23 protein-coding genes and 1 tRNA gene are annotated in these 25,634 nt (G+C 69.6%); 7 read left to right on the top strand and 17 right to left on the bottom strand.

Annotation, left to right across the window (positions count from 1 at the left end):
• Window positions 1-84: 84 nt before the first annotated feature.
• The 6 genes from BMW85_RS13515 to topA form a co-directional block, all read right to left on the bottom strand.
• On the bottom strand, window positions 85-987 hold the full coding sequence (locus BMW85_RS13515; RefSeq protein ID WP_091081220.1) for a permease-like cell division protein FtsX: 903 nt from the start codon (window positions 985-987) through the stop codon (window positions 85-87).
• Between the two features lie 32 nt (window positions 988-1,019).
• Entirely contained in the window at window positions 1,020-2,189 is a 1,170-nt protein-coding gene (locus tag BMW85_RS13510; RefSeq protein WP_020540888.1) for a DNA polymerase III subunit delta', read from the bottom strand.
• A 9-nt stretch (window positions 2,190-2,198) separates the two neighbouring features.
• Window positions 2,199-4,235, bottom strand: coding sequence for a dTMP kinase (gene tmk / locus BMW85_RS13505; RefSeq protein ID WP_091081218.1), 2,037 nt, complete (start codon window positions 4,233-4,235; stop codon window positions 2,199-2,201).
• Window positions 4,236-4,373: 138 nt separating this feature from the next.
• Window positions 4,374-4,931, bottom strand: coding sequence for a helix-turn-helix transcriptional regulator (locus tag BMW85_RS13500; protein WP_245774812.1), 558 nt, complete (start codon window positions 4,929-4,931; stop codon window positions 4,374-4,376).
• A gap of 73 nt (window positions 4,932-5,004) precedes the next feature.
• A complete protein-coding gene (locus BMW85_RS13495; protein ID WP_177240662.1) occupies window positions 5,005-6,246 on the bottom strand; it encodes a metallophosphoesterase in 1,242 nt (413 codons plus the stop codon).
• 14 nt (window positions 6,247-6,260) lie between these two features.
• Window positions 6,261-9,056 carry a type I DNA topoisomerase gene (topA, locus tag BMW85_RS13490; RefSeq protein WP_091081213.1) on the bottom strand — a complete coding sequence of 932 codons (2,796 nt, stop codon included), beginning with the start codon at window positions 9,054-9,056 and terminating at the stop codon, window positions 6,261-6,263.
• 189 nt (window positions 9,057-9,245) lie between these two features.
• On the opposite strand from topA, the gene BMW85_RS13485 reads away from it, so the two are divergent.
• The gene (locus BMW85_RS13485) at window positions 9,246-9,431 is read left to right on the top strand and encodes a DUF5703 family protein (RefSeq protein ID WP_020540893.1); all 186 of its coding nucleotides are present in this window, start codon (window positions 9,246-9,248) and stop codon (window positions 9,429-9,431) included.
• Between the two features lie 155 nt (window positions 9,432-9,586).
• Here the strand turns inward: BMW85_RS13485 and BMW85_RS13480 are convergent, their stop codons facing one another.
• Both BMW85_RS13480 and BMW85_RS13475 read right to left on the bottom strand, forming a co-directional pair.
• Entirely contained in the window at window positions 9,587-11,896 is a 2,310-nt protein-coding gene (locus BMW85_RS13480; RefSeq protein WP_091081211.1) for a chaplin family protein, read from the bottom strand.
• A 245-nt stretch (window positions 11,897-12,141) separates the two neighbouring features.
• Window positions 12,142-12,660: a hypothetical protein gene (locus tag BMW85_RS13475; protein WP_091081885.1), complete on the bottom strand. Its 519-nt coding sequence runs from the start codon at window positions 12,658-12,660 to the stop codon at window positions 12,142-12,144.
• Between the two features lie 451 nt (window positions 12,661-13,111).
• Between BMW85_RS13475 and BMW85_RS13470 the strand changes: the two genes are divergently transcribed.
• Window positions 13,112-13,197 (top strand) — tRNA-Leu (locus tag BMW85_RS13470).
• A gap of 107 nt (window positions 13,198-13,304) precedes the next feature.
• Here the strand turns inward: BMW85_RS13470 and BMW85_RS52535 are convergent.
• Window positions 13,305-13,727 (bottom strand): recombinase zinc ribbon domain-containing protein, encoded by a 423-nt coding sequence (locus BMW85_RS52535; protein ID WP_425434330.1) that lies wholly within the window; start codon window positions 13,725-13,727, stop codon window positions 13,305-13,307.
• On the opposite strand from BMW85_RS52535, the gene BMW85_RS13465 reads away from it, so the two are divergent.
• The 3 genes from BMW85_RS13465 (at window position 13,620) to BMW85_RS13455 (ending at window position 16,379) form a co-directional block, all read left to right on the top strand.
• Complete coding sequence (locus BMW85_RS13465) at window positions 13,620-14,687, top strand: 2OG-Fe(II) oxygenase (RefSeq protein WP_091081208.1); 1,068 nt, start codon at window positions 13,620-13,622, stop codon at window positions 14,685-14,687. The two genes, BMW85_RS52535 and BMW85_RS13465, sit on opposite strands and share 108 nt — an antisense overlap.
• 163 nt (window positions 14,688-14,850) lie before the next feature.
• Window positions 14,851-15,714 (top strand): hypothetical protein, encoded by an 864-nt coding sequence (locus BMW85_RS13460; RefSeq protein ID WP_091081206.1) that lies wholly within the window; start codon window positions 14,851-14,853, stop codon window positions 15,712-15,714.
• A gap of 302 nt (window positions 15,715-16,016) precedes the next feature.
• Window positions 16,017-16,379 carry a helix-turn-helix domain-containing protein gene (locus BMW85_RS13455; RefSeq protein ID WP_091081204.1) on the top strand — a complete coding sequence of 121 codons (363 nt, stop codon included), beginning with the start codon at window positions 16,017-16,019 and terminating at the stop codon, window positions 16,377-16,379.
• Window positions 16,380-16,405: 26 nt separating this feature from the next.
• On the opposite strand, the gene BMW85_RS13450 is transcribed toward BMW85_RS13455, so the two are convergent.
• The 3 genes from BMW85_RS13450 to BMW85_RS13440 form a co-directional block, all read right to left on the bottom strand.
• A complete protein-coding gene (locus BMW85_RS13450; RefSeq protein WP_091081201.1) occupies window positions 16,406-16,996 on the bottom strand; it encodes a ClpP family protease in 591 nt (196 codons plus the stop codon).
• Window positions 16,993-17,619, bottom strand: a complete 627-nt coding sequence (locus BMW85_RS13445) for a ClpP family protease (RefSeq protein WP_091081200.1) — start codon at window positions 17,617-17,619, stop codon at window positions 16,993-16,995. The genes BMW85_RS13450 and BMW85_RS13445 overlap by 4 nt, the downstream gene beginning before the upstream one ends.
• A gap of 114 nt (window positions 17,620-17,733) precedes the next feature.
• Window positions 17,734-18,549, bottom strand: coding sequence for a methyltransferase domain-containing protein (locus BMW85_RS13440; protein WP_177240660.1), 816 nt, complete (start codon window positions 18,547-18,549; stop codon window positions 17,734-17,736).
• A gap of 160 nt (window positions 18,550-18,709) precedes the next feature.
• On the opposite strand from BMW85_RS13440, the gene BMW85_RS13435 reads away from it, so the two are divergent.
• Window positions 18,710-19,249 (top strand): EF-hand domain-containing protein, encoded by a 540-nt coding sequence (locus BMW85_RS13435; RefSeq protein WP_091081194.1) that lies wholly within the window; start codon window positions 18,710-18,712, stop codon window positions 19,247-19,249.
• Complete coding sequence (locus tag BMW85_RS13430; protein WP_091081191.1) at window positions 19,246-19,926, top strand: chorismate--pyruvate lyase family protein; 681 nt, start codon at window positions 19,246-19,248, stop codon at window positions 19,924-19,926. The genes BMW85_RS13435 and BMW85_RS13430 overlap by 4 nt, the downstream gene beginning before the upstream one ends.
• Before the next feature lie 456 nt (window positions 19,927-20,382).
• Here BMW85_RS13430 and BMW85_RS13425 read toward each other — a convergent pair whose 3' ends face one another.
• The 5 genes from BMW85_RS13425 to BMW85_RS13405 form a co-directional block, all read right to left on the bottom strand.
• The gene (locus BMW85_RS13425; protein WP_091081883.1) at window positions 20,383-20,844 is read right to left on the bottom strand and encodes a pyridoxamine 5'-phosphate oxidase family protein; all 462 of its coding nucleotides are present in this window, start codon (window positions 20,842-20,844) and stop codon (window positions 20,383-20,385) included.
• 65 nt (window positions 20,845-20,909) lie between these two features.
• A complete protein-coding gene (locus BMW85_RS13420; RefSeq protein WP_245774776.1) occupies window positions 20,910-22,871 on the bottom strand; it encodes an ABC transporter ATP-binding protein in 1,962 nt (653 codons plus the stop codon).
• Window positions 22,872-22,915: 44 nt separating this feature from the next.
• Complete coding sequence (locus BMW85_RS13415; protein WP_091081189.1) at window positions 22,916-23,905, bottom strand: MvdC/MvdD family ATP grasp protein; 990 nt, start codon at window positions 23,903-23,905, stop codon at window positions 22,916-22,918.
• 137 nt (window positions 23,906-24,042) lie between these two features.
• Window positions 24,043-24,420 (bottom strand): hypothetical protein, encoded by a 378-nt coding sequence (locus BMW85_RS13410; RefSeq protein WP_143082256.1) that lies wholly within the window; start codon window positions 24,418-24,420, stop codon window positions 24,043-24,045.
• The gene (locus BMW85_RS13405) at window positions 24,417-25,577 is read right to left on the bottom strand and encodes a cytochrome P450 (protein ID WP_177240659.1); all 1,161 of its coding nucleotides are present in this window, start codon (window positions 25,575-25,577) and stop codon (window positions 24,417-24,419) included. Before BMW85_RS13405 ends, BMW85_RS13410 begins: the two co-directional genes overlap by 4 nt.
• Window positions 25,578-25,634: the final 57 nt, after the last annotated feature.

Here is a 25,634-nt window from a genome sequence, read left to right as displayed (position 1 = left end):
GCCGTGCCAGGGCCTCTTGTTGGGTGAGTAGTTCGACTTCCACGTATCAGAGACGCCCGGCGAGCCCGTCTGCTGCTCGGGCGGTCAGCCGGTTCCGGACACGCAGGCGTCGGGAGAACCGTCCCCGACGAGAGGGCTGGCGGAATCGATGCCGTACTCCCTCGCCAACTTGGCGACCGTCTCGAAGCACCTGGCGTTGGTCGCCCAGCTGACCCCCGGCATTCGCGCCATCCGGTTGGTCACGGTGTTCCAGTCGGCCCCTGACCGCAGAGTCAACCGGTACGACTCCGGCATGTCCCTCATCTCGCTGATGGACAGCAGGGCCTCGTTGCCGGCGAAGTCGTCCTTGAAGTTCTCGTACGCCGTACGCTGATCCTCGAACACGTACGACAGGACCGCGGGATCCTTGGCAAGCGCCGCCACCATGGCCGCCCGCTCCCGGGCCGTCGCCGCCTTCTTGTTCGCCTCACCCCGGCCCTTGACGCACGGTTTCGCGGCTGAACCGGCGGTGCACAGGAAGATGCTCCCGTCCCACTCGCTCGTCCAGGACAGATGATCCCGCTGACCCGCGGCCGCGTCGCTGACCCAGGCCACGCCGGGTCGGGCATTGACGGTCCGGACCAAGCTTTCCCGGTCGGCGCCCTCCTTCACCCGCAGGACGAACGCCTCGGAAAAGTCCTTCGCCGTGATCTCCCGGAGCAAAGGCTTGTTCGTGGCGAAATCGCGCCGGAAGCTCGCATACATGCCGGCCCGGTCGAAGAAACGCACCTCCTCCACCTCCGGCAGGCCCTCCAGCAGCGTACGAACCGCCCGCTTCTGAGCCCCCGTGGCCGTGCGCTTCTCGCAGCCGATCAGGGACGGGGAGGAGCACATGAAGACCCGAATCTCCCACTCGGCGTCGCCGACGGCGCCAGCCGGCGAGCTCACCGCCACAACCGCCGACGCCACCAGAGCGACGCCCAGCAACCCTCGTAACACCGCACGCATGAGCTTTGAGCCCTCCAGAAGGATGTACGCGATCAGCGCAGCGCCAGCATCATCGCCTCGACCGCGATCTGCGGGTTGACGTTCGCCGCCAGCCGCTCACGGCATTGCATGATCGCATCAATCCGGCGCAATGTCTCCTCGGGCGTGGACTTCTTCGCGAGCTGGTCGAGATCGAAGCGCAGGTCGTCGTTGGCCAGCTCGACGCCCGCTCCGAACTGCACGGCGAGCACGTCGCGGTAGAACGACACCAGCTCCAGCAGCGCGGCGTCCAGCGAGTCGCGCTTGATCCGGGTCGCCCGCGACTTCTGCCGGTCCTCCAGCTCCTTCAGCGCGCCGGCGCCGCCCCGCACCAGGCCGCGGTTGAGGCCCTTGCCCGTGGAGCCCTCGCCGTAGATCCTGCGCAGCTCGGCGGTCTCGTTGTCGTTGAGCGCGGCCGTCGCGGCGGCGGCCTCCTCCTCGGCGGTCTTCACCAGGCGCTCGGCCGCCGAGACGCACTCACCCACCCCCGTGAGCGAGCGTGGGATGCCCAGCACGGCCTCACGGCGCTGCCGGGCGGCGTCGTCCAGGGCGAGCGCCCGCGCCCGGCTGATGTGCCCCTGAGCGGCGCGGGCGGCGAACGCCGCCGTCTCCCACGGCACCCCGTCACGGGTGGAGAGCACCCGGGCGACCGCCTCCGTGCCGGGCGTCGTGAGCGTCACCAGGCGGCAGCGGGACCGGATGGTGATCATCAGGTCGTCGGGGGCGGGCGAGCAGAGCAGCCACACCGTACGGGGCGGCGGCTCCTCGATGGCCTTGAGCAGCGCGTTCGCGGCCGACTCCGTGGCCCGGTCGGCGTCCTCGAACAGGATGACCCGCCACCGGCCCTGCGTCGGCGCCCCGGCCGCGCGCAGGATGAGCTCGCGGGTCTGCTTGACGCTGTAGGACAGCCCCTCGGGACGTACGGCCTCCAGGTCGGGGTGGGAGCCGATGAGCACCTGGTGGCACTGGTCGCAGTGGCCGCAGCCGGCGTCGGGGCAGAGCAGCGCGGCGGCGAAGGCGCGGGCGGCGTCCTCGCGTCCGGCGCCGGGCGGGCCGGTGAACAGCCAGGCGTGCGTCATGCCCGCGCCGCGCCCGCCCGCGACGACCTCCCCGGCCGCCGTCGCGGCGCGCGACAGCACCGCGACGGCCTGGTCCTGGCCTACGAGGTCATCGAAGACGGTCACGAGGCAAGGTTAGTCGCGGATGGCGGGCATCGTGCCGGTGATGTCCTCGGACTCCCGGGGCACCGGGTCGGGCAGGAGCTCGTGGATGCGGTCCTGGATCTGACGGGTGATCTCGTCCATGGGCAGCGTGCCGTCGACCACGAGGTAGCGCTCGGGCGCGGCGGCGGCCAGCGCGCGGAACTCCTTGCGCACCCGCTCGTGGAACTCCAGCGGCTCGGCCTCGATGCGGTCGACCGCGCCGCCCAGCCGGGTCAGCCCCACCTCGGGCGGGGTGTCGATGAGCACGGTCAGGTGCGGCACCAGGCCGCCGGTGGCCCAGGCGTTGATCTTGGAGACGTCGTCGGGAGCGAGGGCGCGCCCCGCCCCCTGGTAGGCCAGGGACGAGTCGACGTAGCGATCGGTGATCACCAGCGAGCCCCGGTGAAGCGCCGGGCGGATCACCTTCTCCACGTGCTCGGCCCGGTCGGCAGCGTAGAGCAGCGCCTCCGCCCGCGCCGACAGCCCCTTCTCGGCCGCGTCGAGCAGGATGGCGCGCAGCCGCATGCCGACCTTGGTGGAGCCGGGCTCGCGCGTCTGCACAACGTCGTAACCCTGGTCGCGCAGCCAGATCGCGATCGTACGGGACTGGGTGGTCTTGCCCGAGCCCTCGCCGCCCTCGAAGGCCACGAAGAGCCCCGGCACCTGCTCGGACCCCTCGGCAGGGAACCGGTCGCCCCGCACGGCGGCGATCAGGTCGGCCGCCAGCGGGACACCCTTGCGGTCGTCCATGTGGCGCAGCGCGAGCAGGCCGACGGTCATGGCGAGCACGCCGCCGACCACCAGCACGAGGTTGGTGCCGTCGAAGCGGTAGCCGAGCGCGCCGAACGCCACGTTGTACTCGCCGAACAGCGCCGCGAGCGGGCTAGCCACGGCCACCACGAGCAGCAGCGTCACCCGCGCCGTGGACTGCAGGAACGCGAACGTCCTGCCGCGCAGCCCGTCCTCGACCTCCAGCCCGATGAGCGTGTAGCCGATGATCCAGGCGATGCCCGCGCACCCGCCGAGCAGCACGGTCAGCATGACCACGATGACGAGGTTGTGCACCAGCGCGATCGCCACCAGCACCAGCCCGGCGACCGTGATGGCGAGCCCGAACAGCCGCCGCCGCGACAGCTCGCGCAGCAGCCGCAGCCCGAAGAACATGCCGAGCGCCATGCCGACGAAGACCGCCGCGAACACCACACCGTAGGCCGCGTCGCCGCCGCCGAGCGTGCCGACGTAGATCTTGGCCACGCCCACCACGGCCCCACCGGCGGCGAACGCCCCCAGCATGCCGATGATCAGCCCGCGGACCAGGCGGTCGCGGCCGACGAAGCGCCAGCCCTCCACGACCTGCTTGAGCACGGAGGGCGTGGAGACCCCGCTGTCACGCTTGGGGATGTCGCGCAGCGTGAAGATCAGGGACGCCGACACCAGATAGGCACAGGCGTTGACGATCAGCGCGAGGTAGGGCCCGGTCAGCGCGGGCGCGAGCCCGGCGATCAGGTCGCCCGCCACCGACAGCGCCGCGAACAGCATGGCCGCGATCGGCGCGGTGCCGTAGGTGACCAGCAGGTTGAGCCGGTTGGCCGCCTCCAGCTCCGTCTTCGGCACCAGGTTGGGCACGGTGGCGTCCTTGGCCGGCACCCAGAAGAGGTTGATGCACTCGACGAGGACGGCCGCGACGATGATCCACTGGTAGGTGCCGACCAGCGGGATCGACAGCACCACAGCGAAGCGGGCGAGGTCGGCCGCGACCATGGTCAGCCGCCGGTCGAACCGGTCGGCGAACACGCCGGCCAGCGGCCCGAGCAGCACGGCCGGCAGCATCTTGGCGACGAAGACACCGCCGACGGCCAGCGACTGCACGCGGTAGTCGGAGCCGCGGGTGAGGTTGGCGGCCAGGGCGGTCAGCGCGAGGATGTTGAGCCAGTCACCCAGACTGCACACCGACATGGCCGTCCAGAGCCGTCGGAACGGCACGTTGGCCAGCACGTGAGCGCGGGGGCGTCGGCCAGGGGCAGTCATCTTCTCAGCGTATCCAGGTGTGGGCCAGGGGCGGATGGTCAAGCGACGGGCCGGCTGCGACCGGCGGCTCGCCGAGAGTATTACGTCGGCGCCCCGGCGCGCAGGTCACCCGTCGCGAACAGGTCTGCGAGAACGACGTCACTGGACGACTCCGGCCCCATGTCGAGCTTCCTCCACCACTGGCAACCACTCCGCGTGGATATCGGATGGTAGATCCAATTCGTTCCACAGCTCGGCCAGCAGCACGCCGTCGACGTGGTCGCGCACCTCCTGCGCGGTGCCCTCGCGCAGCAGCAGCGCGTAGGCGGCCCGCCGCTCCCCCCGGTCGGCCAGGTCGTAGTCGCGCCCGCGCAGCCGGGCCACGCCGAGCGCCGCCGCGACCGGCAGCCGCCCCAGCCTGCTGGGCACGTGGAAGCTGCGCCCGTCGCCCGTCTCCCTCGCGGCGAACTCCACCTTCGGCTCCAGCACCAGCCGGAACCCCGCCGCGTCGAGGATGCGACCCGCGGTCTCCAGCGTCGGCGACTTCCTGCCGTGCTCGTAGGCCGACAACGTGGTCCTGGACGTGCCGCTCAGGCCGGCGAGCGCCGACTGGTTCATGCTCGCCGCCTGCCTGGCCTGCCGGAACAGCAGCCCGCCGCGCTCGGCCCAGGCCGCGACACCGGCGGCCAGCGCCGCCTCCATCGCCGAGGACACCATGCTCACCCCACTTCTTGTATCCGGACGGATACTACGGCATGATGGCCTCTCGTGACCACTCGATTACCTTACGTCAGGAGCGGAGCTCCAGGATCGTGATCTCCGGCGGCGCGCCGACCCGCACCGGCGGCCCCCAGAAGCCTGCGCCCCTGGTCGTGTAGACCTGCACCCCGTCCACCGTGGCCAGACCCGACACCACCGGCTGCTGCAGGCCCACCACGAGGTTGAACGGCACGATCTGCCCGCCGTGCGTGTGCCCGGAGAGCTGCAGGTCCACGCCGTGCCTGGCGGCCTCGGTCACCTGCACGGGCTGATGGGCCAGCAGCACGGTCGACCTGCCCGAGGTCCGGCCGCCGAGGGCCTTGGCGAAGTCCGGGCCGTCGCCCTGCGAGGCGCCGCCGAGGTCGTTGACCCCCGCGAGGTCGAGCACCGCCCCCTGGTGGGCGATCTCCACCCGCTCGTTGCGCAGCGGGCGCACGCCCAGCTCGCCGAGCTCGTCCAGCCACTCGATGTAGCCGCCGGGGGAGAAATACTCGTGGTTGCCCGTCACGAAATAGGCCCCGTACCGCGACTCCAGGTCCTTCAGCGGCCTGGCCAGCGGGCCGAGCCGGGCGACCGAGCCGTCCACCAGGTCGCCGACGATCGCGACGACGTCGGCCTCCAGCCCATTGATCATGCGGACGATGCGCTCGGTGTGGGACCGGCCGGTGAGCGGCCCGAGGTGGATGTCGCTCACCACGGCGAAGCGCAGCCCGCTCAGCCGCGGGTCCAGCTTCGGCAGCGTGACCCGTACCGGCTCGATGACGGGGTCGCCGAGCGCGCTCGACACGCCATAGCCCACCGTCGCCGCCGCGCCCACCCCGGCGACGGCCGCGGTGGCGCGCCCCAGGAACAGTCGCCTGCTCAAGCCGGCGGGCGGCTCCACAGGGTCAGGGGTCACGTCGGGCAGCCCCGCCGCCACGTCGTCCGGCGCCGGGGTGCCCGCGAGCACCGCGACCGGCTCAGGCACCGGCGCGCGCCGCCGCTCGGCCCGGCGCAGCAGCACCGCCGCCACCGCCCGCGGGATCTCCAGCACCGCGAGGAACACGAACAGATAGAACAGCAGGGCCAGCCACAGATAGCCCGGCCAGGCCAGCCACGTCCCGAAGTCCGCCCGCGTCCCGGCGAACGTCGCCACGACCAGCAGCATCAGCGCCACGACACCCCAGGTCAGCGCCTTGCGCAGCCGCCCCGGGGCCGTCGTCGAGCGCACCAGCCGGTGCCACAGGTAATAGTGCGCCAGCAGGATCAGGCCGACGAAGATCAGGACAATCACATAAGTGATGCTACTTACGATTTGGAGGCGGACTTCTTCGCCGCCGCCGGCGCCTTCTTCGTCGTCGCCGCCTTCGCCGTGGTCGACTTCGCGGTGGTCGACTTGGCCGTCGTGGACTTCGCCGTCGTGGACTTCGTGGTGGCCGACTTCGTCGTCGTGGCCTTCTTCGCCGGCGCCTTCCGCGTGGTCTTCTTCGGCGCGGGCGCCCGCTCACGCCGCTCGGCCAGCAGCTCGGCGGCCCGCTCGATCGTGATGTCCTCGACCGTGTCGCCCTTGCGCAGGGAGGCGTTGGTCTCGCCGTCGGTCACGTACGGCCCGAACCGCCCTTCCTTGACCACCACCGGCTTCTTCGAGGTGGGGTCGTCGCCCAGCTCGCGCAGCGGCGCCGCCGCCGCGGCCCGCCGCCCGCGCTGCTTGGGCTGTGCGAACAGCTCCTTGGCCTGGTCGATCGTGACGGTGAGCAGGTCCTCCTCGGCCGTCAGCGAACGCGAGTCGGCGCCCTTCTTCAGATAGGGGCCGAACTTGCCGTTGTGCGCCACGACCTCCTCGCCCTCCAGCTCGCCGACCACCCGGGGGATGGACAGGAGCCTGAGCGCGTCGTCGAGCGTGATGGTGTCCAGCGACATGCTCTTGAACAGCGAGCTTGTGCGCGGCTTCGGGGCGTCGGCCTTCTTCGTACGCCTCTTCGGCGTCTCGTCCTCGGCCGGCTCCGGCAGGATCTCGGTCACATAAGGCCCGTAACGCCCGTCCTTGGCCACGACGACGTGCCCGGTCACCGGGTCGCGCCCCAGCTCGCGATCACCCGTGGGCCGCGAGAACAGCTCCTCGGCCTTCTCGGCGGTCAGCTCGTCGGGCGTCATGTCCTCGGGGACGTTGACCCGGGCGCCGTCCCGGTCGAGGTAGGGGCCGTAACGGCCGACCCGCAGGACGATGTCCGTGCCCTTGATCGGGAAGGAGCTGATCTCCTTGGCGTCGATCTCGCCGAGGTCGGAGACCATCTCCTTCAGTCCCTCGTCGCCGTCGGCCCCGTAGTAGAAGCGCTGCAGCTCCGGCACCCGCTCGGCCCGGTCGTTGGCGATGTCGTCGAGGACCTTCTCCATCTCGGCGGTGAAGTCGTAGTCGACGAGGTTGCCGAAATGCTGCTCCAGCAGGTTGACCACGGCGAACGCCAGGAACGACGGCACCAGCGCCGTCCCCTTCTTGAACACGTAGCCGCGGTCGAGGATGGTGCCGATGATCGAGGCGTACGTCGAAGGCCGCCCGATCTCGCGGTCCTCCAGCTCTTTGACCAGCGACGCCTCGGTGTAGCGGGCCGGCGGCTTGGTCGAGTGGCCGGCCACGTCGAGCCTGCTCACGCTGACCGCGTCGCCCTCGGCCAGGTTGGGCAGGCGCTTCTCGGCGTCGTCGCGGTCGCTCGACGGGTCGTCGTGGCCCTCGACGTAGGCTTTGAGGAAGCCGTAGAAGGTGATCGTCCGGCCGGAGGCGCTGAACTCGACGTCCTCGCCGCTCGCCGACGTGCCGCCCACCTTGACGCTGATCGACTCGCCGACCGCGTCCTTCATCTGCGACGAGACCGTACGCTGCCAGATCAGCTCGTACAGGCGGAACATGTCGCCGCTCAGCCCCGTCTCGCCCGGCGTGCGGAACTCCTCGCCGGACGGGCGGATGGCCTCGTGGGCCTCCTGCGCGTTCTTGACCTTGCTGCTGTAGACGCGGGGCTTGTCCGGGACGTATTGGGCGCCGTACAGGCGGATGGCCTGCGCGCGCGCCGCCGCGACCGCCGTCTCCGACAGCGTGATGCTGTCGGTGCGCATGTAGGTGATGAAGCCGTTCTCGTAGAGCCGCTGCGCCACCTGCATCGTGTACTTGGCGGAGAAGCCCAGCTTCCTGCTGGCCTCCTGCTGCAGCGTGGTGGTCCGGAACGGCGCGTACGGCTTGCGGGTGTACGGCTTGCGCTCGACGGACCTGACCGCGAACGACGACCCGCGCAGCCGTCCGGCCAGCTCGCCCGCGGCCTGCTCCGACAGGTGCAGCACGTCGGCCGTCTTGAGCCGACCGGTGCTGGCGAAGTCGCGGCCCTGCGCCACCCGCCGGCCGTCGACGCCGGTCAGCGTGGCGGTGAAGTCACGCGGCCGCTCCTCGGCCTTGCCGGTGTCGAACAGCGCCTGCAGGTCCCAGTAGTGGGCGGAGGTGAACGCCATGCGCTCGCGCTCGCGCTCGACCACCAGCCGCGTCGCGACCGACTGCACCCGGCCGGCGGACAGCCGCGGCTTGACCTTCTTCCACAGCACGGGGCTGACCTCGTAGCCGTAGAGCCGGTCGAGGATGCGGCGGGTCTCCTGGGCGTCGACCAGGCGCAGGTTGAGGTCGCGGGGGTTGGCCACGGCGTCGCGGATGGCCTGCGGGGTGATCTCGTGGAAGACCATGCGGTGCACGGGGACCTTGGGCTTCAGCACCTCGCGCAGGTGCCAGGCGATGGCCTCGCCCTCGCGGTCCTCGTCAGTGGCGAGGTAGAGCTCGTCGGCGTCCTTCAGAAGCTGACGTAGCTTGTTGACCTGCGCCTTCTTGTCAGGATTGACTACATAGAGAGGCTCGAAGTCGTGCTCGACGTTGACCCCCAGCCGCGCCCACGGCGCGCCTTTGAACTTCTCGGGGATGTCATCGGCCTTCTCCGGCAGATCGCGGATGTGTCCGATGCTGGACTCGACCATGTAGCCAGCACCGAGGTAATCCTTGATCGTCTTCGCCTTGGCGGGCGACTCGACGATCACCAGGCGTGTTCCGCCGGTGCTGCCGTTGTTGGCTGGCACGCTGCTTCCTACCTCACTGTTCGCTTGCAAATCCCCCTGCCGGGAGTCGGCACAGACTGAAAGGTAACCCGACTCGCGGAAATTTCCTTCCCCCGGGCTACCCACTAGCTTCCGGGTCCACCCGCAAGCACGCAGAATAAGGCCCATCGAGCGGCATGGCGCCCTGACTCACCCTGGAGACTAATCGTTGTGCTCGACTACTCCTACATGGATATCTTCATTCCGCGCGACCTCACTCGCGAAGCAGCACGTCAGCTGCTGACCGAACACGCAGAGTACGGTCAGTGGGAGCTCGCGCGCGTCCGCGTCCACCCCGACGGCAGCCGCCACGTACGGCTCCGCCGTAAGATCATCCGAGTACGCAGCACGCTCTGACCACGCCCGCCCGATCGCGGGCATGGCTTTGCCCGCTCCGGGCCACATCCCCGGAACGGGCAAAGCGTCTTCTGCCGTTCGCTCACGGATCGTGAGCGAGGGCCATCCTGCCGAAGATCCCTGCGAATGCGTTACTTACGGCCTGACTCGATTCCTTACTTGCGGCCGAACCGGAACCGACGAGCCGTGGCGAACATCGTCGCCGAAGCGGCGAACATGGCGCCGAGCGCCAGGGCCAGCAACGAGCTGGAGTTCATCCCGGTGACGCCGGCGGGCTGCGCGGCGCTCATCAGACCGATGTCGCCGACGGGCAGGCCACGGGTGACCGAGCCCACAGCGCCGCCGATCGGGGTGGAGCCGACCAGGTCGGTCGCGGGGCTCAGCGGCGCGGACGGGCGGGCCGGGCTGGTCGCGACGCGGCCGTTGCCGGGAACGCCGGTGGCGCCACGGCCGCGGCGGTCACCGTTGCCCGACATCGCGGACTTGGCCGGCTTGCCGTGCTTGGCAGGGGTGACCGCGACCGGCACGGCCGGGGTCTGCGCCTCGGCGGGCAGGCCGGGCAGCTCGGGGAGCTGCGGCAGGCCGAACGTACGGGAGGCGTCCTCGACCACCGGGAGCGAGGTGGCGACATCGGCGCCCCTCTGGACCTCGCCGGCGAGCGCGGGGGCGGCCTGACCGGTCGCGAGGTCCTGCACCGGTTGCGCGACGCTCAGCCCGTCGACCGCGCTGCCCCGCGCCTTGTGCGCGCTGGGAACGGCCTGCGCACCCGGGCCGGCGTGCACGCCCGGACCGGTCTGCGCACCCGGACCGGCGAGCCCGCCCGCGCCGCCCGCGGCCTCCTGGAGGGCGCCCAGAGCCGGGATGCCCTGCAGCCCGCCCAGCCCGCTCAGCGCGGGCACGCCCTGCAGCCCGCCCAGCACCGGCAGACCACCCGTGCCACCTGGGACCGAAGCCCCCTTGACCCCCGGCAGCGCGCCGTTGGCCGTCCTGAACTTGTCGGTGGCCCGCCCGAACCGGTCGAAGCTCCCGGCCATCCGGTAGGGCCCGCGGCCGACGTGGGCGCCGCCGAGGCAGCCGGCCGCGGCGTCGCCCAGCACGGCGACGGCGTTGCCGCAGACGTTGACCGGGGCGGCGATCGGCGCCACGACCTGGTTGCCGGCCAGCACACCGGCCCGGCCGGAGGTGACGTTGCCACCCGCGCCGTGCTGCGGAGAGACGCTCGCGCCGCCCTTGCACGCCGCCGCAGCCGCGCCGAGCAGCGCGGCAGCGTTGCCGCAGACATTGACCGGAGCCGCGATCGGCGCGACCACCTGGTTGCCGCTGCCGACACCCGCCTGCCCGGACGTACGGTTGCCGCCCGCGCCACGACCGCCCTTGTGGACCGTCGCCCCGCCCTTGCAGCCGGCGAACGCGTGCCCGAGCACCGCCACCGCGTTGCCGCAGACGTTGACCGGCGCCGCGATGGGCGCCACGACCTGGTTGCCGGCCAGCACACCGGCCCGCCCGGAGGTGCGGTTGCCGCCCGCGCCGCTGCCGCCCCCGCGGACCGTCGTCCCGCCGACGCAGCCCGCGGTCGCGTTGCCGACGGCGTTGCCGCAGACGTCGACCGGCGCGGTGATCGGCGCGACCACCTGGTTGCCGCTGCCGACGCCGAACCGCCCGTCGGTGTCGTTGCCCGACGAACCGGGCGCGGGCACGTGACCGGAGGTCTGGTAGGCCGATCCGCCACCCCCGCCGCCGTTGTGCACCGAGGAGCCGCCCCGGCAGCCGGCGAACGCCCGGCCGACCGCGGCGACCGCGTTGCCGCAGACGTCGATCGGAACGGAGATCGGCGCCACGACCTGGTTGCCGCCGAGCACCGAGGCGTTGCCTGAGGTGCGGTTGCCGCCCGCGCCTCGGCCGGTGTTGTGCACCTCGGCACCGCCCTTGCAGCCCGCCGTGGCGGCGCCGAAGATCGCGATCGCGTTGCCGCAGACGTTGAGCGGGGCGGAGATGGGCGCGGTGATCTGGTTGCCGCCGAGCACGGAGGCGTCGCCGGAGGTGCGGTTGCCGCCCGCGCCGCCACGCCCCTGCGTACGGGCGGTCGCGCCGCCCTTGCAGCCGGCGTCGGACACGCCGATCAGCGAGATCGCGTTGCCGCAGGCGTTGATCGGGGCGGTGATCGGCACGTTGATCTGGTTGCCGCCGCCCACCGAGGCGTTGCCGGAGGTGCGGTTGGGGATGCCGTTACCGCGGCCGGTGACGGCGGTCGCGCCGCCCTGCGAGGCCGCCTCGGCGGCGCCGATCGCCGCGACCGAGTTGCCGCTGATGTCGATCGGCACGGAGATGGGCAGATCGACCTGGTTGCCGCCGAGAACGGAGGCGTCGCCGGAGGTGTCGGCGAGGGCGGTGCCGCTGCCGGCGAACGACATGACCGCCACGGCCAGAAGGGCGGCAGGTGTCGTTGCCTTGGCCCACGTACGCATGATGAATGCTCCTAGTGGTTTTTCCGGGGGGATACCTGAACGGGTCGCGGGCGTCCTGAGGCCGTGGTGACGAAGGTCACGCACAGCGGGACCTCGGGATTCGCGAACCGGAAGAACTGACGTGTCACCCGCCGGCGGAGGGGATCAGGCCACGCTCCGCCATGACGTACCGGTGATGGGTGCCGGACAGGACCGGCCGGGCGCGGTCGCGCCGCTGAATCTGCCGACCGGGGTCCGGGCGGGGATCAGTCAGGAGAGAAGGAAGGGTCGTCCGCCGCTGTGCGGACGACGGGGGGCAGCACGTACGCGATGGGAACGCGCCGCGCCTGCAGCCGCGGGTCGAGAGGCGACCGCGCGACATCCCCGGCAACGGGCCCGTAAGGGCCGCTGCCACCGCCGTTGGGCACCAAGCCGTTGGTGCCGTCGAGGATCGAACCGGCGGTGGACGGTGAGGGCAGGCCAGGATCCTGCTGGCTGTTGAGCCCGGCCACGGTGCGCCCGGCCATGGCCTCGGCGTTGTCAGACGCCGTGAAGCCGCCGGAGCTCACGAAAGCGGGAAGCTGGGTGGACCCTGCCTCGGCCTCCGCCACGGCGGAGGTCCTTGTCGCCGCCTTCGCCCCTGTCGCCGCGGCGGAATCCGCGGCCGCCGGAGCGGCGGTGAGCATGCCGAACAGAACAGCGAGCAGCCAGCCGGCGGCCACCAGGACGCCGATCGAGGCCGCTCGCACGACGAGCCGACGGGCACCGGCCGCGAACCGCGCCATCCGGCGACTCCGGTCGACGTCCGTGTTCTGCCCGGGGGAAGCGGACACGCGCGCACGGCACGCAGCGAGGGACATCTCCCTCGACCGCTCAGCCGCCGTGCCTGCCACAAGACCTCCCGAACTCCAGAACCGGCCCCACAGATCGTGAGGCCGGTCGTGGACTCACCCCTCAACGATCCGTAACCGTAGCAGCACGCAAAGTCGCCGCAAGCACTTTTCCACGGGAACCCAGGAATCGGCCAAGCCCGCCACCGGACGTACTCCGACGGATCCTCCCAATCCCGCCACCCCCGCGTCACGAGACCCCCATCAGGAGTTCCAGCCCACCCCATCCCTGGCCCCATACGGAGGGTCTCGGAAGACTGGCCCGATACTTGGTATGACGCACTCCTCAGAGTTTGCTAACCTTACGGAGCCGACGCGGGATGACGGTCCCACGTGCAGGCACCAAGTCCGGGTGGCGGAATAGGCAGACGCGCTAGCTTGAGGTGCTAGTGCCCAGTGATGGGCATGGGGGTTCAAGTCCCCCCTCGGACACAGGATTACCCCACGAAGAGCCTGCCCTGAGGGGCGGGCTCTTCTGCATGGAGCTCAGTTACGACACGGGTCGCCGCGCGGTAGACGATGGCCAGGCCATTGGCTCGTCATGCAGAGACGATCTCCATCGGCCCTTCCCGCCCTCTGCCGCCGACATGCGCTAACAGCTCTGCCAGCAGCCGGTCCTCACGTATGTACAGGAACTCCGGGCCGGACGCCTCGCGAGGTCTGGCGCTGGTGCAGCCGTGGCGGCACCGATATCCCGGACGTCCGTTCACCCAGTGCGAATCCAGACGGCGCCCGCAGAACCCGCACTTCAGTAGGCCCGCGAGCCCGTCGCCGATGAGCAGGCCGTCCAGCTGCGCGAGCTCGGCCGCCGGGCGCGGTTCGGGCGGGGTGAGCAGACCCTGTCCGACCCAGAGGTGCGCGACACCTGGGAGATCCCCAAGGAGCTGGTGCGCGTCCAGTGGACGGAAGCGTTCACGACCGTCCTCGACGGGATGCGCGCCGAACTGGGACTGCCACCGCACTGCCGGCTCATGCCCGAGCTGCACTCCATGCTCCTGTACGAGACCGGGCAGTTCTTCGTCCCGCACCAGGACTCCGAGAAGGACGACGCCATGGTCGCGACCTTGGTGGTGTCGCTGCCGTCCGCGCACACCGGCGGCGAGCTCGTCATCGAGCATCAGGGCCGGACCAAGAAGTACCGGGGGCTGAAGACCGCGGTCTCACTGGTGGCCTTCTACTCCGATTGCCGGCACCAGGTTCTTCCCGTCAAAACGGGCAACCGTGTCACCCTCACCTACAACCTGCTCCTGACAGGAGACAGCCAGGCCGCGGCGGCCGAGAATCCACTGGTCAGCGAGCTCGCGGCCGGCCTTCTCACGCACTTCGCCACCCCGGTCGTCCTGCCCTACAGCTCCCGCCGAGGGGAACCGCCGACGCGGCTGGCGTACCTCCTCGACCACGAGTACACCGCCCGCGGGCTGAGCTGGTCCCGGCTGAAGGGATCAGACACCGTGCGGGGCGCCCTGCTGCGGGCCGCGGCCGAGCGGGCGGGCTGTGAGATCACTCTGGCCCTCGCGGAGATCCAGGAGACCTGGGACGCCTACGACCCCGACGAGGACGAGGACGCGTGGTACGGCCACCACGAGGACGAGGATCCCGACGACCACGAGGGCCGGGGCAGCGCGAACGACAGGCAGTACGTCCTCCAGGACCTGATCGAGACCTCCACCACCCTCGCCCACTGGATCGGCCCGGAAACGGGGCGATTGGAGGACATCTCGCTGGACCTCAGCGACGCCGAGGTGGCCTCGACGACCCCGACGGCCGACATGACGCCCTACTCCTCCGAGTACGAGGGCTACATGGGCAACTACGGCAACACCCTGGACCGCTGGTACCGGCGGGCGGCGCTGGTCATCTGGCCCCGGGGCCAGGGGCTTCGCCGGCCGGGCCGAGGCGTCTCCAGGATGGGCGCTGGATGAACTCGCCGCGACGGCCCGTGCCGGGAAGACCGGGGAGGCTCGTGAGGCGGCGCGGTCGCTGGAGTCCTTCTGGCACGCCGCCGGCCGTTACCCCGGCCAGACCGAACTGGTCGGCAAGGCGCTGGAAGCGGCCAGGGAGCTGGATGACGCGCAGGTCGCCGCCATGCTGCTGCGGCCGTTCGCGCTCGAGCGGCTGGTCCCTCCTCATGGTCCGGTATTCGCGGCCCTGGCCGCGCACTACGGCGACACCTGGACGGACGGCCTGCTGCGCCACTGGACAGAGGGCTGGCGACCCGGCTCCTACGGCCTCGCCCAGGCACCGTTGGAGTGGTTCGAAGATCTCCCACGGCTGTGTGCCGCGCTCTCGGCGGAGGGGAACGCGTCCACCGCAGCCGCCCGCCGCATCGTCGAACTGTCATGGACGATGTTCGCGGGCCATGTCGCTCCAGCGCTCGACGGGCCGCTCACCTCCCGGCGGCAAGCATGGCTGACCGCCTTGGGTACGCCGTGCTCCGGGATCATCGCGGCCGCGGCCGGGCTGGGATCGACGGGCGTTCTGGAGAACGCCCACAAGCTCGTGCGAACGGCCGGTGATCGGGCGCACGCCCTGGCGATGGCGACGCTGCGTGCCGCCGGGACGCGCCAAAGGGGCTTCGACGAGCTGGCCCTCTCCTGTGCCGATCGAATCCGCACATTACTGGCGCAGCCACAACGACCGCCGGGCGACTGGTCGATCGAGCTGCCCACCGGATGCGCGTGCGAGCTGTGCGAGACGCTCGGCACGTTTCTCCGAGACCCTGGGCGACGCGCTCTCGACTGGCCGCTCGCGAAGGACAGGCGCAGGCATGTCCACGCCAGGATCGATGAGACTGAGCTGCCGGTCCATCACGAGACCAGGCGGCAGGGCCGTCCGTACACCCTGGTACTGACCAAGACCGAAGCCCTGTTCGAACGTGAGCGTCTCGCCCGCGAGCGCCACCAAGCGGATCTGGCCTGGCTGACCCATGAGTGGAAAGTCTCCACCTGAACCGTCACGGACATGGTCGGGCCACGGCGGTCAGCACCGGCGACTGACATGGCGGGCGTTCAGGATGCCCGCGCCTCACACGAGTGGCCGGCCTGGCGTTGGAAGGACCGCAACCCGGCTTCCGGACCCCGCCTCACTTTGCAGAGCGCGGTGTGCGCCCTGGTCACGTGGCCGGGTGACCGGTGTTACCGAGTGGTCGCCGCCGCGGCGCCCACTCGTGAGCGGGCGGAGGGGCCAGTGACTGGTTCTGCTCTACGCGAAGCCGACAGGACTCGAACGTGAGGTCTCCCTATGGTGTAGGCATGGCCTCCTCCATCCCGCCGCTGCGTCCCGCGATCGATCGGACCGCCCCCGAGTTCTCTCCGGTTCGCGAGCGCCTGTGGAGGCAGGTGCTCGGTGAGTGTCTGCGAGGCATTCGCCACGAGCGAGGCGAGAAGTTGAGCGAGACGGCGAGTCGCGCCGGAGTCTCACCGCAATATCTCTCCGAGATAGAACGAGGGCTCAAAGAGCCGTCGAGCGAGATGATCGCTGCGGTCGCCGGAGCGCTGGATGTGACCCTGGTCGATCTGACCCTTGCCGTGGCCGAGAGCCTGCGCCCCGCCCAGCACAGCGTGTCGAGAGGCGCTACCTGCTCGGCGGCGACGGCGTACGCGCTGGCCGCATAGCGCGGCTTGCCGGGTTGTCCGCGGGGTTAGGAGTGCTCCTCGATGATCTGGTCGAGGAGCCCGTACTCCAAGGCCGCGGTCGCGGTGAACACGCGATCGTGATCGGTGTCGGCGCGTAGGGTCTCGATCGTCTGGCCGGTGTGGCGTGACAGGATGCGCTCAATGTCCGCCCGGACACGTACGACCTCGTCAGCCTGCAAGATGAGATCGGGGATCGTTCCGCGCCCTTGAGCGGCCGGTTGGTGCAAGATCACCCGTGCGTGTGGGAGAGCGGCACGTTTTCCCTCGGCGCCTGCGGCGAGAAGGACAGCGCCCACGGCGACGGCCTGTCCGACGCAGGTGGTCGAGACCCGCGGGCGGATATGACGCATCGTGTCGTAGATCGCGAGCATCGCGCTCGGGTCGCCGCCTTCGCAGTTGATATAGAACTGGATCTCGGCATCGGGGTTGTCCGACTCCAGAAAGATCAGCTGCGCGATGAGCGCGTTCGCGACGCCCGCGTCAATGGCGGTGCCCAGATAGACGATTCGCTCGGTGAGCAGGTGCGAGTAGACATCCATGATCCGCTCGCCACGAGGATTTTGGGCGATTACGTTCGGGATCGTATATGAGGTCACTTGCCGACTCCTTCGGTGATGCCGAATCCGGGCCGCGGGCGATGGTGGGGCGCGATTTCGCTGAAGTTCTGCACGATCGCATCGATGAAGCCGTAGTCGAGTGCTTCTTGCGCTGTGTACCAACGATCGTGCAGGGAATCCTCGAATATGCGCCCGACGGATTGCCCCGTGTCCTCGGCGATGAGGCCGAGCACTGTGTCGCGCGTATGCCGAAGGTCGTTGGCCTGCAGTTCGATGTCAACCGCGGTGCCGCCGATTCCCGCCGAGCCCTGGTGCATCAGGACGCGTGAATGCGGCAGAGCGCGGCGCTTCCCGCGGGCTCCCGAGGACAGCAGGAATTGCCCGGCGCTGTAGGCGATGCCCAACACGAGGGTCGATACGTCGCAGGGAATGAGTCGAATGACGTCGCGAATCGCCAGCATCGAGGGAACCGAGCCGCCCGGGGAGTGGATCCACAATGCGATGTCGGTCGACGCGTCCTGCGTGGCGAGTGTCATCAATTGCGTGGCCAGCAGCGTCCCGTTGTCATCGTCGAGAGGGCCGTCGAGAACGAGAACACGCTGCTCATAAAGCTCGCGTCTTACCTGCGCGTTCAACAGCGGAAGTTTTGATTCTTCGCTCATGCGTCCATCATGTGCAGCGTTTCGGACCAGGGGTGACGCGATCTGCCTGGGGCAGATCTGCTGTGAGCTGATCGATCTCCTGAGCTGGGACGACTCGGCGGCCAACGGATCGTGTCAGGGCTTGCGGCCCCATGCCTGTACCAGCAGGCTCTCGCGCACGACGGTGGCCGGACGGGCGAGATGGTCGCCGAGTTCGCGCTTCAGGGTGGCCAGGGTGTGCGGGGCGATGCCGCAGGCGCGGAGCCGCTCGTCGAACAGGTCGACGAAGTGCAGCAGTAGCCTTTGGCAGGGGTTGGCGGCACGCCAGTAGTGGGCGTGCGCTGCGGTGTGGACGTCCTGGCAGCCTGCGGCATCGCGCAGCAGGCTCGCCAGCCGGGCGCCGATGTGCACGTCCCCGCCGAAGACCGGGGCGAGCAGGGTTTTGAGCGTGTCCCAGGCAGGGTGGGGTGGGTCGCAGTGCCAGGTGGCCCAGTCGTATTCCTGTACGGCGATCCAGCCGCCGGGGCGGGTGGCTGCGGCCATCGAGGCCACGATCGCCGCCGGGTCGGTGCTGTTGATCAGCAGGAGCCGGCAGTGGGTCAGATCGAAGGCCGGCTGGCTGTCGCCCTGAAGCGTGCCCAGCGTGGTAGTGACGTTGGCCAGGCCTAGTTGAGCGATGGACTGCCGTGCCCAGATGATCATCTGCTCGTTGTTGTCGAGGCCGACGACAGTGCCGTGCGGGCCGACCCTGTCGCTGAGCAGGTCCAAGATACCCAAGGGGCCGCAGCCCACGTCGATGGCGCGGGCCGGTGCGGGCAGCGGAAGGCGGCCGAGGAGGTGTTGTGCGGCCTCGCGCAGGAGGGTGCCCTGGGCCAGCAGTCGCCGGTGTTCGGCGCTGGAGGCGCCGAGGAGATAGGGGGAATCGTGTGGCGCTGAAGCCGGTCGGGTCACCTGGATGCTCCTCCCTAGCGGTCTGGGTCTGTGTGCCAGATAGAAGGCATTACCTCATCGTTGCCAAGAGTAGTTTTAACATTACACTCAGTGAGCGATGGAGGTTGAGGCGGTGTCGCCAACCCTCCGTCGCTCTTTCCGCCCAACGAGGAGACACGACATGCCGACGGACCCCACCGATCGCTTGATCCGCCTTCGCACCCGCTTCGCCCTGCTGGACACCAACGGCGACGGCCACCTGCAGGGCGACGACTTCGCCCTGCTCGCCGACCGCGTTCTCGATTCCCTCAGCGCCGACCGAGACTCAGCCAAAGCCCACGCCCTGACGCAAGGATGCAGAACCTTCTGGCAGGGCCTGGCCGCGGCCTGCGACCGTGACGGCGACGCAACCGTCACCTTCCAGGAGTACGCGGCGGCCATCCCTGACGCCGCCCACTTCGACCAGTACGGCTCGCCGTACGCCCGCGCCCTGGTCGCCCTGGCCGACACCGACGACGACGGACAGGTCGAACAGGGCGAGTTCATCGCCTGCATGACGGCCATCGGCTTCGCCCCGCCGCACGTGCGACAGCTCTTCGCCGCGCTGGCAGGACAGCGCGGCCGTATCACCACCGACGCCTGGTCAGCGGCCATCAGGGACTACTACGTCAGCGACTCGGCGAACACCCCAGGACAATTGCTGGCCAACCAGCCGGCATGACGCACAGCCCACCAGCCTCGCCGCCGCCCGCCCACGCTCTTCGCGACGCGGGCGGCCCGCAGGACGCGCCCGCCGACCACGCGACCCCGCCCCACAGGCTGCACACCAGTTCTCCGGCCTACCGGCCCGCAGGCCTGCTGCCGGTCCCGGCCAGCTCTTTCACCAGCGCGATCACCCGCATGCTGCTGGCCAGCGACGGCTCGACCACCCTGCTGCTCGAAGCGCTCACCGGCGGGCCGATCAGCGTCCACCTGCAGAGCCTGACCGACCAACCCGCCGCCGGCATGCCCGCCGACGTGCGAGCCCTGCTGCAGCTCACCAGCGACGCCACCGTCACCATTCGCCGCTCACTGCTACACGATCACCACGACACACCACTCTCCCGCAACGAGGTGATCACCCCACCGAGCACTCCCCTCATGCAACGCATCGCCACCGACCCCGCCCAGCCACTCGGACTCAACCTGATCGCCCACGACATCGATCACAGCCGCCACCTACGCTGCACCGGCCTGGCCCGCTGGAGCGCAAACCAGCGCGAAACCGCGTCCAAGGCCTACCTCATCCGCGCCGCCGACATGCCCCTCATGCTCGTCTGGGAAACCTTCAACCCAGCCGTCGTCCCGCGCGGGCATCACGGCCCCGCTTCGAACCCTGCGACGCGCTTCGCCTCTTGACCACGCGCCCACGAGCACGGCTCTGAGCTGCGAGCCGAAGTACGGCAGGTACCGGGACCTTGCCTACATCAACAGCTACACAGCGCGATCAACGATCACGGGGAAACGTTCGCCGGTCACCCGGCGCCAGGTCTTTGACCTGGGGTCCGGCTCCCTCTCGGACACGCACTCTGGCAGGCGGGGGCCTCGCCTCACTGTGATCTCTTTTTCAGAGGGGGCATAGACGAGACGAGGTGAGGGCCCGTTCGCATGTACAGATCGTTCCGGTCCGCCGGGCCGGCTTTCCGGAGGACCTCGGGGATTCCGCTTGCGGGGACGGCCTGTAACGGGTCATCCGCTGGTCACAGTCGTCGAGCGTCTTTCCGGCCACCTCTATGGTGATACTCCCATTCGCCCTGCTGCGCGCGGCGTGCCGGCTCCAACCTAGAGCGACTTTCCCGTGCAGGTGGACGCTGGTCATGGGGTGCTCGCGGTCGTGACCGTCGCCTTGCTCCTACTCGCCGCTCTCGCGGGCTGACCGGCGAGCGCTCCCCACGCGTGCCAGGTGTCGATCTCAATCCAGCCGCTCACCCGGAGTCGTTCGCGATCGGCGTACGGCATGCCCATGTAGTGGTGGGAGATGCGATCGATGTCCGCGAGGTCCGCATCGTCGGTGAGGGACACGATCCGTCCTTGGAGGCTGATGTGGCTGTACCAGCTTGCGGCGTCCAGCACCGTCAGCGAGACCCGGGGGTCGGCCCGCAGATGGTCGAGCCGCCTGCGCTGGGCGTCCATGCTGACCAGTACTCTTCCATCCGCCCATAAGTACCAGGTGGCCACAGAGACGGGCGCGCCACCCCGGCCGAGCATGGCGATGACGCAGGGGTTCGGACGGACCAGAGCCGCGACGAGGTGCTCGGGCAGAGGAGCGCGAGGCATGGGCGAGAGACCTTTCGTCAGATCGAAGGTGCGCATGGGTGTCATGCCTGAAGCGGAGGAGGTGATCAGGGCGTGTACGCCTCGGCCTGGAGTTTGAAGAGCGCCGCGTAGACGCCGTCGAGAGCCATGAGCTCCGCGTGTGTCCCGCTCTCAGCGATGCGGCCCTCGGCCAGGACGTGGATCGTGTCCGCCATGAGCACGCTGGTAAGCCGGTGCGTGATCAGGATGACGGTCTGGGGATCGGCGGGGTCGGCGGAGGCGGAGTGGCGGACAGCGTCGAAAAAGGCGTGCTCCGCCCGCGGGTCGAGCGCGGCCGTGGGTTCGTCGCAGAGCAGGAGAGGCGCTCTGCGATAGAACCCGCGGGCCGCAGCGACACGCTGCCACTGCCCGCCGCTCAGCTCGTGACCGCTTTTGAACCGCGGATCGAGCAGGGTGTCATACCCTTCGGGCAGGTCCTCAATGGTGCGGTGGATGCCGGCGAGTTCGGCCGCGGCGACGACGGCGTCCTGGTCGGCATCCGCGTCGGCGGCGATGTTCTGCCGGGCGGTGAGCGGCCACGGCGTGTGATCCTGGGGGATCATGGCAATCCGCCGGCGTACATCGCCAGGGTCGAGCCGGGCCAACGGAGTTCCCTCCCACAAGACGACCCCGGAGTCGGGCTCGTACAGACCGGCGATGATCTTCGCCAGGGTGGTCTTGCCCGAGCCATTCTCCCCCACCAGAGCGACGATCTCGCCCTTTCTGATCGTGAGGGAGACGTCGCTGAGCGCGGGCCTGCCGGTCCCTGGATAAGCGAAGGAGATTTCGCGCAGCTCCACGTCGGCGAAGTCCGGCGCCGGCAGGCCCCGCCGGTGCCGCGACGAGCGCCGTTCGGCCTCCTCGCAGAAGTCCAGGTAGTCGGAGAAGTAGAGACCTTCGTCGTAAACGTCGTTGGCCGCGCCGACCAGGGCGGACAACGACGACCTGCCCAGGCGGACGGCCAGGATTCCACCGCCCGCGATTGCCAGCGGAACCGCTCCGGTCCACAGCAGTGCGCCCAGCGCGGCGTAGACGAGCCCGGCCACGACACCGTTCGCCGCCTCCCCAGCGACCCGAGCCACGGCCTGGCGGCGGGCGAGCTCAACGTGCGCCTCCTCCGACAGGCGGGCGACGTGGTCGTACTGACTGAGCAGGAACTCCCGCATGTCGAAGGCACGGATCTCCGCAGCCGGGCGGCGGTCGGCCATGAGGTCGGCGAGGATCCACTGTCGGCGCATGCTGGTCGACAACATGTAAATGACCTGGTACTGCATGTGCGCGGAATGCGCCGTCGCCCATCCAGCCGGCAGCACGCTGACCAACAGCAGCGGCAGGAGCACCGGGTGCAGGACGGCCAGCGTGCCCGCCGCCGCGGCGAGACCGGCGGCGGCCGTGAGCAGGCCGACGCCCGCGTCCACCACCAGGGCCGCCCCCCGGGCACCGCGGCTGCGGGCCCGCTGCATGGCGTCGTAGAACTCGGCGTCGTCCATCGCGCTGAGCGTGACGGCGGTGGTGAGCTCGAAGAGACGCCGGTCCGCCAGGCGGTCCACCTTCGGCCTGAGCCTGGACTGTGTCCAGGCGGCGGCCGACTGCAGGAGTGAGCGCGCGGTCAGAGCGGCCGCCGCCCCGATCAACGCGGGCACGGCCGCGAGCAGCCGCTCCGGTGCGGGGCCGCCGGTGAACAGGGCGTGGAGGATACCGGTGGTGGCGAGCAGGCCGAACGCGCTGAGGAGGCCCGCGCCCAGGTTGAGCCCGATCGTGCAGGCGGTGCCTACAGGGTCGGCCGTCCATGCCAGCCTGAGCGCCGCCGAGACGAGGGCCGGCAACCGTCCCAGGATCGTCATCAGTCCCGCCTGGGGCCGCGACTCCTCGTGGTACCACCAGGAGTCGCGGGCGAGCTCGGTCGAGCCGGCGCCCGCCGACGACCCCGCTTCCGTAGGGTCCACCGGCTCGCCGGCCGGCGCCTCCTGCTTCGGCTCGTCCAGGGTCGGCGGGGGTTCGTGTAGCACGATCGCTGCCCGTTCCCTTCTCCACGCTTGGCGTGGGCCGCCGGCTAGTCCGACTGGCCAGACAGGTAGTCGGCCATGGCCGCGGCCAGGTTCAGCCCGGGGGTTTCATCGTCGAGCCAAACGAACTGCCCGGCGGGGTTCACCTCCAGGAAGTAGTGCTCACCCGCCCTATCGACCACGACGTCGATCGCGCCGTAGGCGAGCTCGAAATGGTCCATCACCCGTCTGAGCCGTTTCTCGACCTCTTCGGGAAGCGCAACCTGGGTGTAGCGGATGGTCCCGAGGAAGTTGCGGGAGTCAACCTGTGGCTCGCCATCGTCATCGGTGCTGTCGACGCGAACGGGGAAGAGCCTTTCTCCGATGACGGTGATCCGCAGTTCGTACGCCTTGTCGACGTGCTCCTGGAATATGCACGGCGAGTAGCGCACCCGGGGCAGGATGTCCAGCGGCAGCTCAGGCAGCGCGGTGGTGAGCAATCCCCTCGGCCAGCCGCCCGGCTCGTGCAGCAGGCCGCTGTTGAGCGCCTTGTAGATGACGGCCCCGCCGCATTCCCGGTGGAAGCGCAGGGCCTCCTCCGGGTCGTTGGTGATGATCGTCTTCGGGATGCGCAACCCCGCATCACGTGCGACCTGCAACTGCAGCGGCTTGTAGTGCGCCCGCTGCTCGACGGCCGGCAGGTTCACCCATCGTGCGGGCAGCGCGGTGAGGACGCCGCCCATGGCGTGGGCGCTCTCCTTCACCGCGAACTCCTGGTGCGCCTCCGCCAATGAGGGGTCGGCTGTGAAAGGCGTCGGCCGCCGGTACCAGACGGAGGTGACCTCTTCGAGGCGAAGTGAGCGACGACCGTAAGTGGTGTCCACGAGTGTCGTACGCCAGCCGGCGTCGGTGGACCGGTAGGTCAGCGTCGAGTTCCGCGGGAAGTAGCTCGTGTCGTAGCGGAAGACCGTGACGCCGCGTTCGTTGAGTATCTTGACGACACTGTCGGCGGTGACGTCGAACTCCTGTGTCAGGACGAGGACGATAGGTTCCGGCATTCTCAGTACCTGTGGCGTTGACGGGATGGGAGAGGGGCTGGTTCGGGCCTCGTGTCACCGGCTCCCGATCTCCGGGCCCACTCCGGCCCGGAGATCGGTCTGTGCTGTCCCGGCGTGCGGGGCAGTTTTCCGAAGGCTCAGTAGCCGTCGTCGATGTTGTTGTCGAACCCCCAGTAATAGCCGCAGGTGCCTCGGAAGCAGAAGGTCAGCGCGGAATGGATCTGCGTGGAGTCGTGCGAGGTCGACCAGATCTGGGCCTCGGGGTCGTAGCGATGCGTCGCCGGGTCGACCGCCATGACCTCGTACTGCGTCACCGCGTCGATGTCGATGGTGCCGTCGAGGTCGAAGGCGTAACCGAAGGGCTTCCGCTCGTCGGGCGTCCTGGTTTTCAGCTCCTCCGCCTCTCTGGTGTTCCTGAGCTCCTCCTCCATACGGAGGAACGAGGCCGACACCCCGAAGTTCTCCCTGACCAGCTCACGGTCGAAGAAGTCGTCGATGGCCGTGGTCACTGTCATTTCGTGGTCCTTTCTGCTGTCCCGTTGTCGTCGGTCGTCGTCGGTCGGAGAGCGTCGAACGCGACAGGAAGCGAGGTCAGCCCCCTGGTGGCACCGTCGTTGGTGTAGAGGAGTTCCCCGGCCGGCACGGCCAGCCGCAACGTCGGCACGCGCTCGACGAGTTGCCCCACCATGACCTGGAGTTGCATCCTGGCCAGGCTGGCCCCCAGGCAGTAGTGGTGACCGTAGCCGAAGGTCATGTGCGGGTTGGGCGAGCGGAGGATGTCGAAGGCGTCAGGATCGGGGAAGTGCTTTTCATCGCGATTGGCGGAGGCGATGGACGGCAGCACCAGCTCCCCTCGATGAATAGCGCCCGAGGGCAGGTCGACGTTCTCGGTCGCGACGCGCGGCTGCCCGCCCTCACCGGGAATGTCGAGGCGGAGCAATTCCTCCACCGCGGACGGCACGTGGGCGGAGAAGGCGGCGAGCCGGTCGAACTGGTCAGGGTGGCGCAGGAGCGTGCACGCCGCTCTGGTCAGCGTCGCTACCGCTGTCCCGTGCCCGACCGTGACAATCGCGTAGATCAGGCCGTGCAGTTCCTCCTCGCTAAGCTTGCCGTCCCCTCCACGCGCGTCCGCCAGGGCGCCGACCAGACCTTTGACGGACCCGGCCGATCGCGCCCTCATAAGCAGCGCGATGACGTGCCTGTTGAACTCCTGAGCTTTTCGCGCGCGTTCGGCAAGGGTGAGGGAACTGGTGAAGGTGAAGCCATCGAAATGACGTACGAGTTCTTCGCGGCCGTTTTCCGGGGTGCCGAGGAGATCCAGTATGAGGTGCGCCGAGAACGGTTCGGAGAACGCCTCGATGAAATCGATGGGAGGCGTTCCCATGTCGTCGATGAGATCGTTCGCAAGCCGAACTGCACGGGGCCGGAGGTTTTCTATCCGGGCTGGTGTGAACAATCCCGCGACGAGGCGCCGCAGGCGCGTGTGGTCCGGCGGGTCCGAGTTCATCAGGGAGCCCACCAAACGCGGCGGCGCGTCCCGCGCGAGGGCCAGATCCGCGTCGGCGTGCCCGAGTCGCAGCGCCTCCACGCTGAAGGAGGCGCTGCCGAGAATGGCCCGGACGTCCTCGTAGCGGACGGCCAGTACGGCTTCGTCGCTCGTGGGAAAGACCACGCGTCCCAGCGGATCGTGCGACTGCCGCCTGCGGTGCTCCGGCGGAGGGCCGCCGAA

The organism is Nonomuraea wenchangensis (assembly GCF_900111685.1).
In the GTDB taxonomy this organism is placed as follows: domain Bacteria; phylum Actinomycetota; class Actinomycetes; order Streptosporangiales; family Streptosporangiaceae; genus Nonomuraea; species Nonomuraea wenchangensis.
This window is presented reverse-complemented; position numbering and strand designations above follow the sequence as displayed.

What these genes read in the sequence shown, in the direction of transcription:
- BMW85_RS13515 (WP_091081220.1), bottom strand. Translation starts at nt 987, where the DNA reads ATGCGTGCGGTGTTACGAGGGTTGCTGGGCGTCGCTCTGGTGGCGTCG.
- tmk (WP_091081218.1), bottom strand. Translation starts at nt 4,235, where the DNA reads ATGACTGCCCCTGGCCGACGCCCCCGCGCTCACGTGCTGGCCAACGTG.
- BMW85_RS13500 (WP_245774812.1), bottom strand. Translation starts at nt 4,931, where the DNA reads ATGGTGTCCTCGGCGATGGAGGCGGCGCTGGCCGCCGGTGTCGCGGCC.
- BMW85_RS13480 (WP_091081211.1), bottom strand. Translation starts at nt 11,896, where the DNA reads ATGCGTACGTGGGCCAAGGCAACGACACCTGCCGCCCTTCTGGCCGTG.
- BMW85_RS13475 (WP_091081885.1), bottom strand. Translation starts at nt 12,660, where the DNA reads ATGGCGCGGTTCGCGGCCGGTGCCCGTCGGCTCGTCGTGCGAGCGGCC.
- BMW85_RS13460 (WP_091081206.1), top strand. Translation starts at nt 14,851, where the DNA reads ATGCTGCTGCGGCCGTTCGCGCTCGAGCGGCTGGTCCCTCCTCATGGT.
- BMW85_RS13455 (WP_091081204.1), top strand. Translation starts at nt 16,017, where the DNA reads ATGGCCTCCTCCATCCCGCCGCTGCGTCCCGCGATCGATCGGACCGCC.
- BMW85_RS13445 (WP_091081200.1), bottom strand. Translation starts at nt 17,619, where the DNA reads ATGAGCGAAGAATCAAAACTTCCGCTGTTGAACGCGCAGGTAAGACGC.
- BMW85_RS13435 (WP_091081194.1), top strand. Translation starts at nt 18,710, where the DNA reads ATGCCGACGGACCCCACCGATCGCTTGATCCGCCTTCGCACCCGCTTC.
- BMW85_RS13430 (WP_091081191.1), top strand. Translation starts at nt 19,246, where the DNA reads ATGACGCACAGCCCACCAGCCTCGCCGCCGCCCGCCCACGCTCTTCGC.
- BMW85_RS13425 (WP_091081883.1), bottom strand. Translation starts at nt 20,844, where the DNA reads ATGCCTCGCGCTCCTCTGCCCGAGCACCTCGTCGCGGCTCTGGTCCGT.
- BMW85_RS13415 (WP_091081189.1), bottom strand. Translation starts at nt 23,905, where the DNA reads ATGCCGGAACCTATCGTCCTCGTCCTGACACAGGAGTTCGACGTCACC.
- BMW85_RS13410 (WP_143082256.1), bottom strand. Translation starts at nt 24,420, where the DNA reads ATGACAGTGACCACGGCCATCGACGACTTCTTCGACCGTGAGCTGGTC.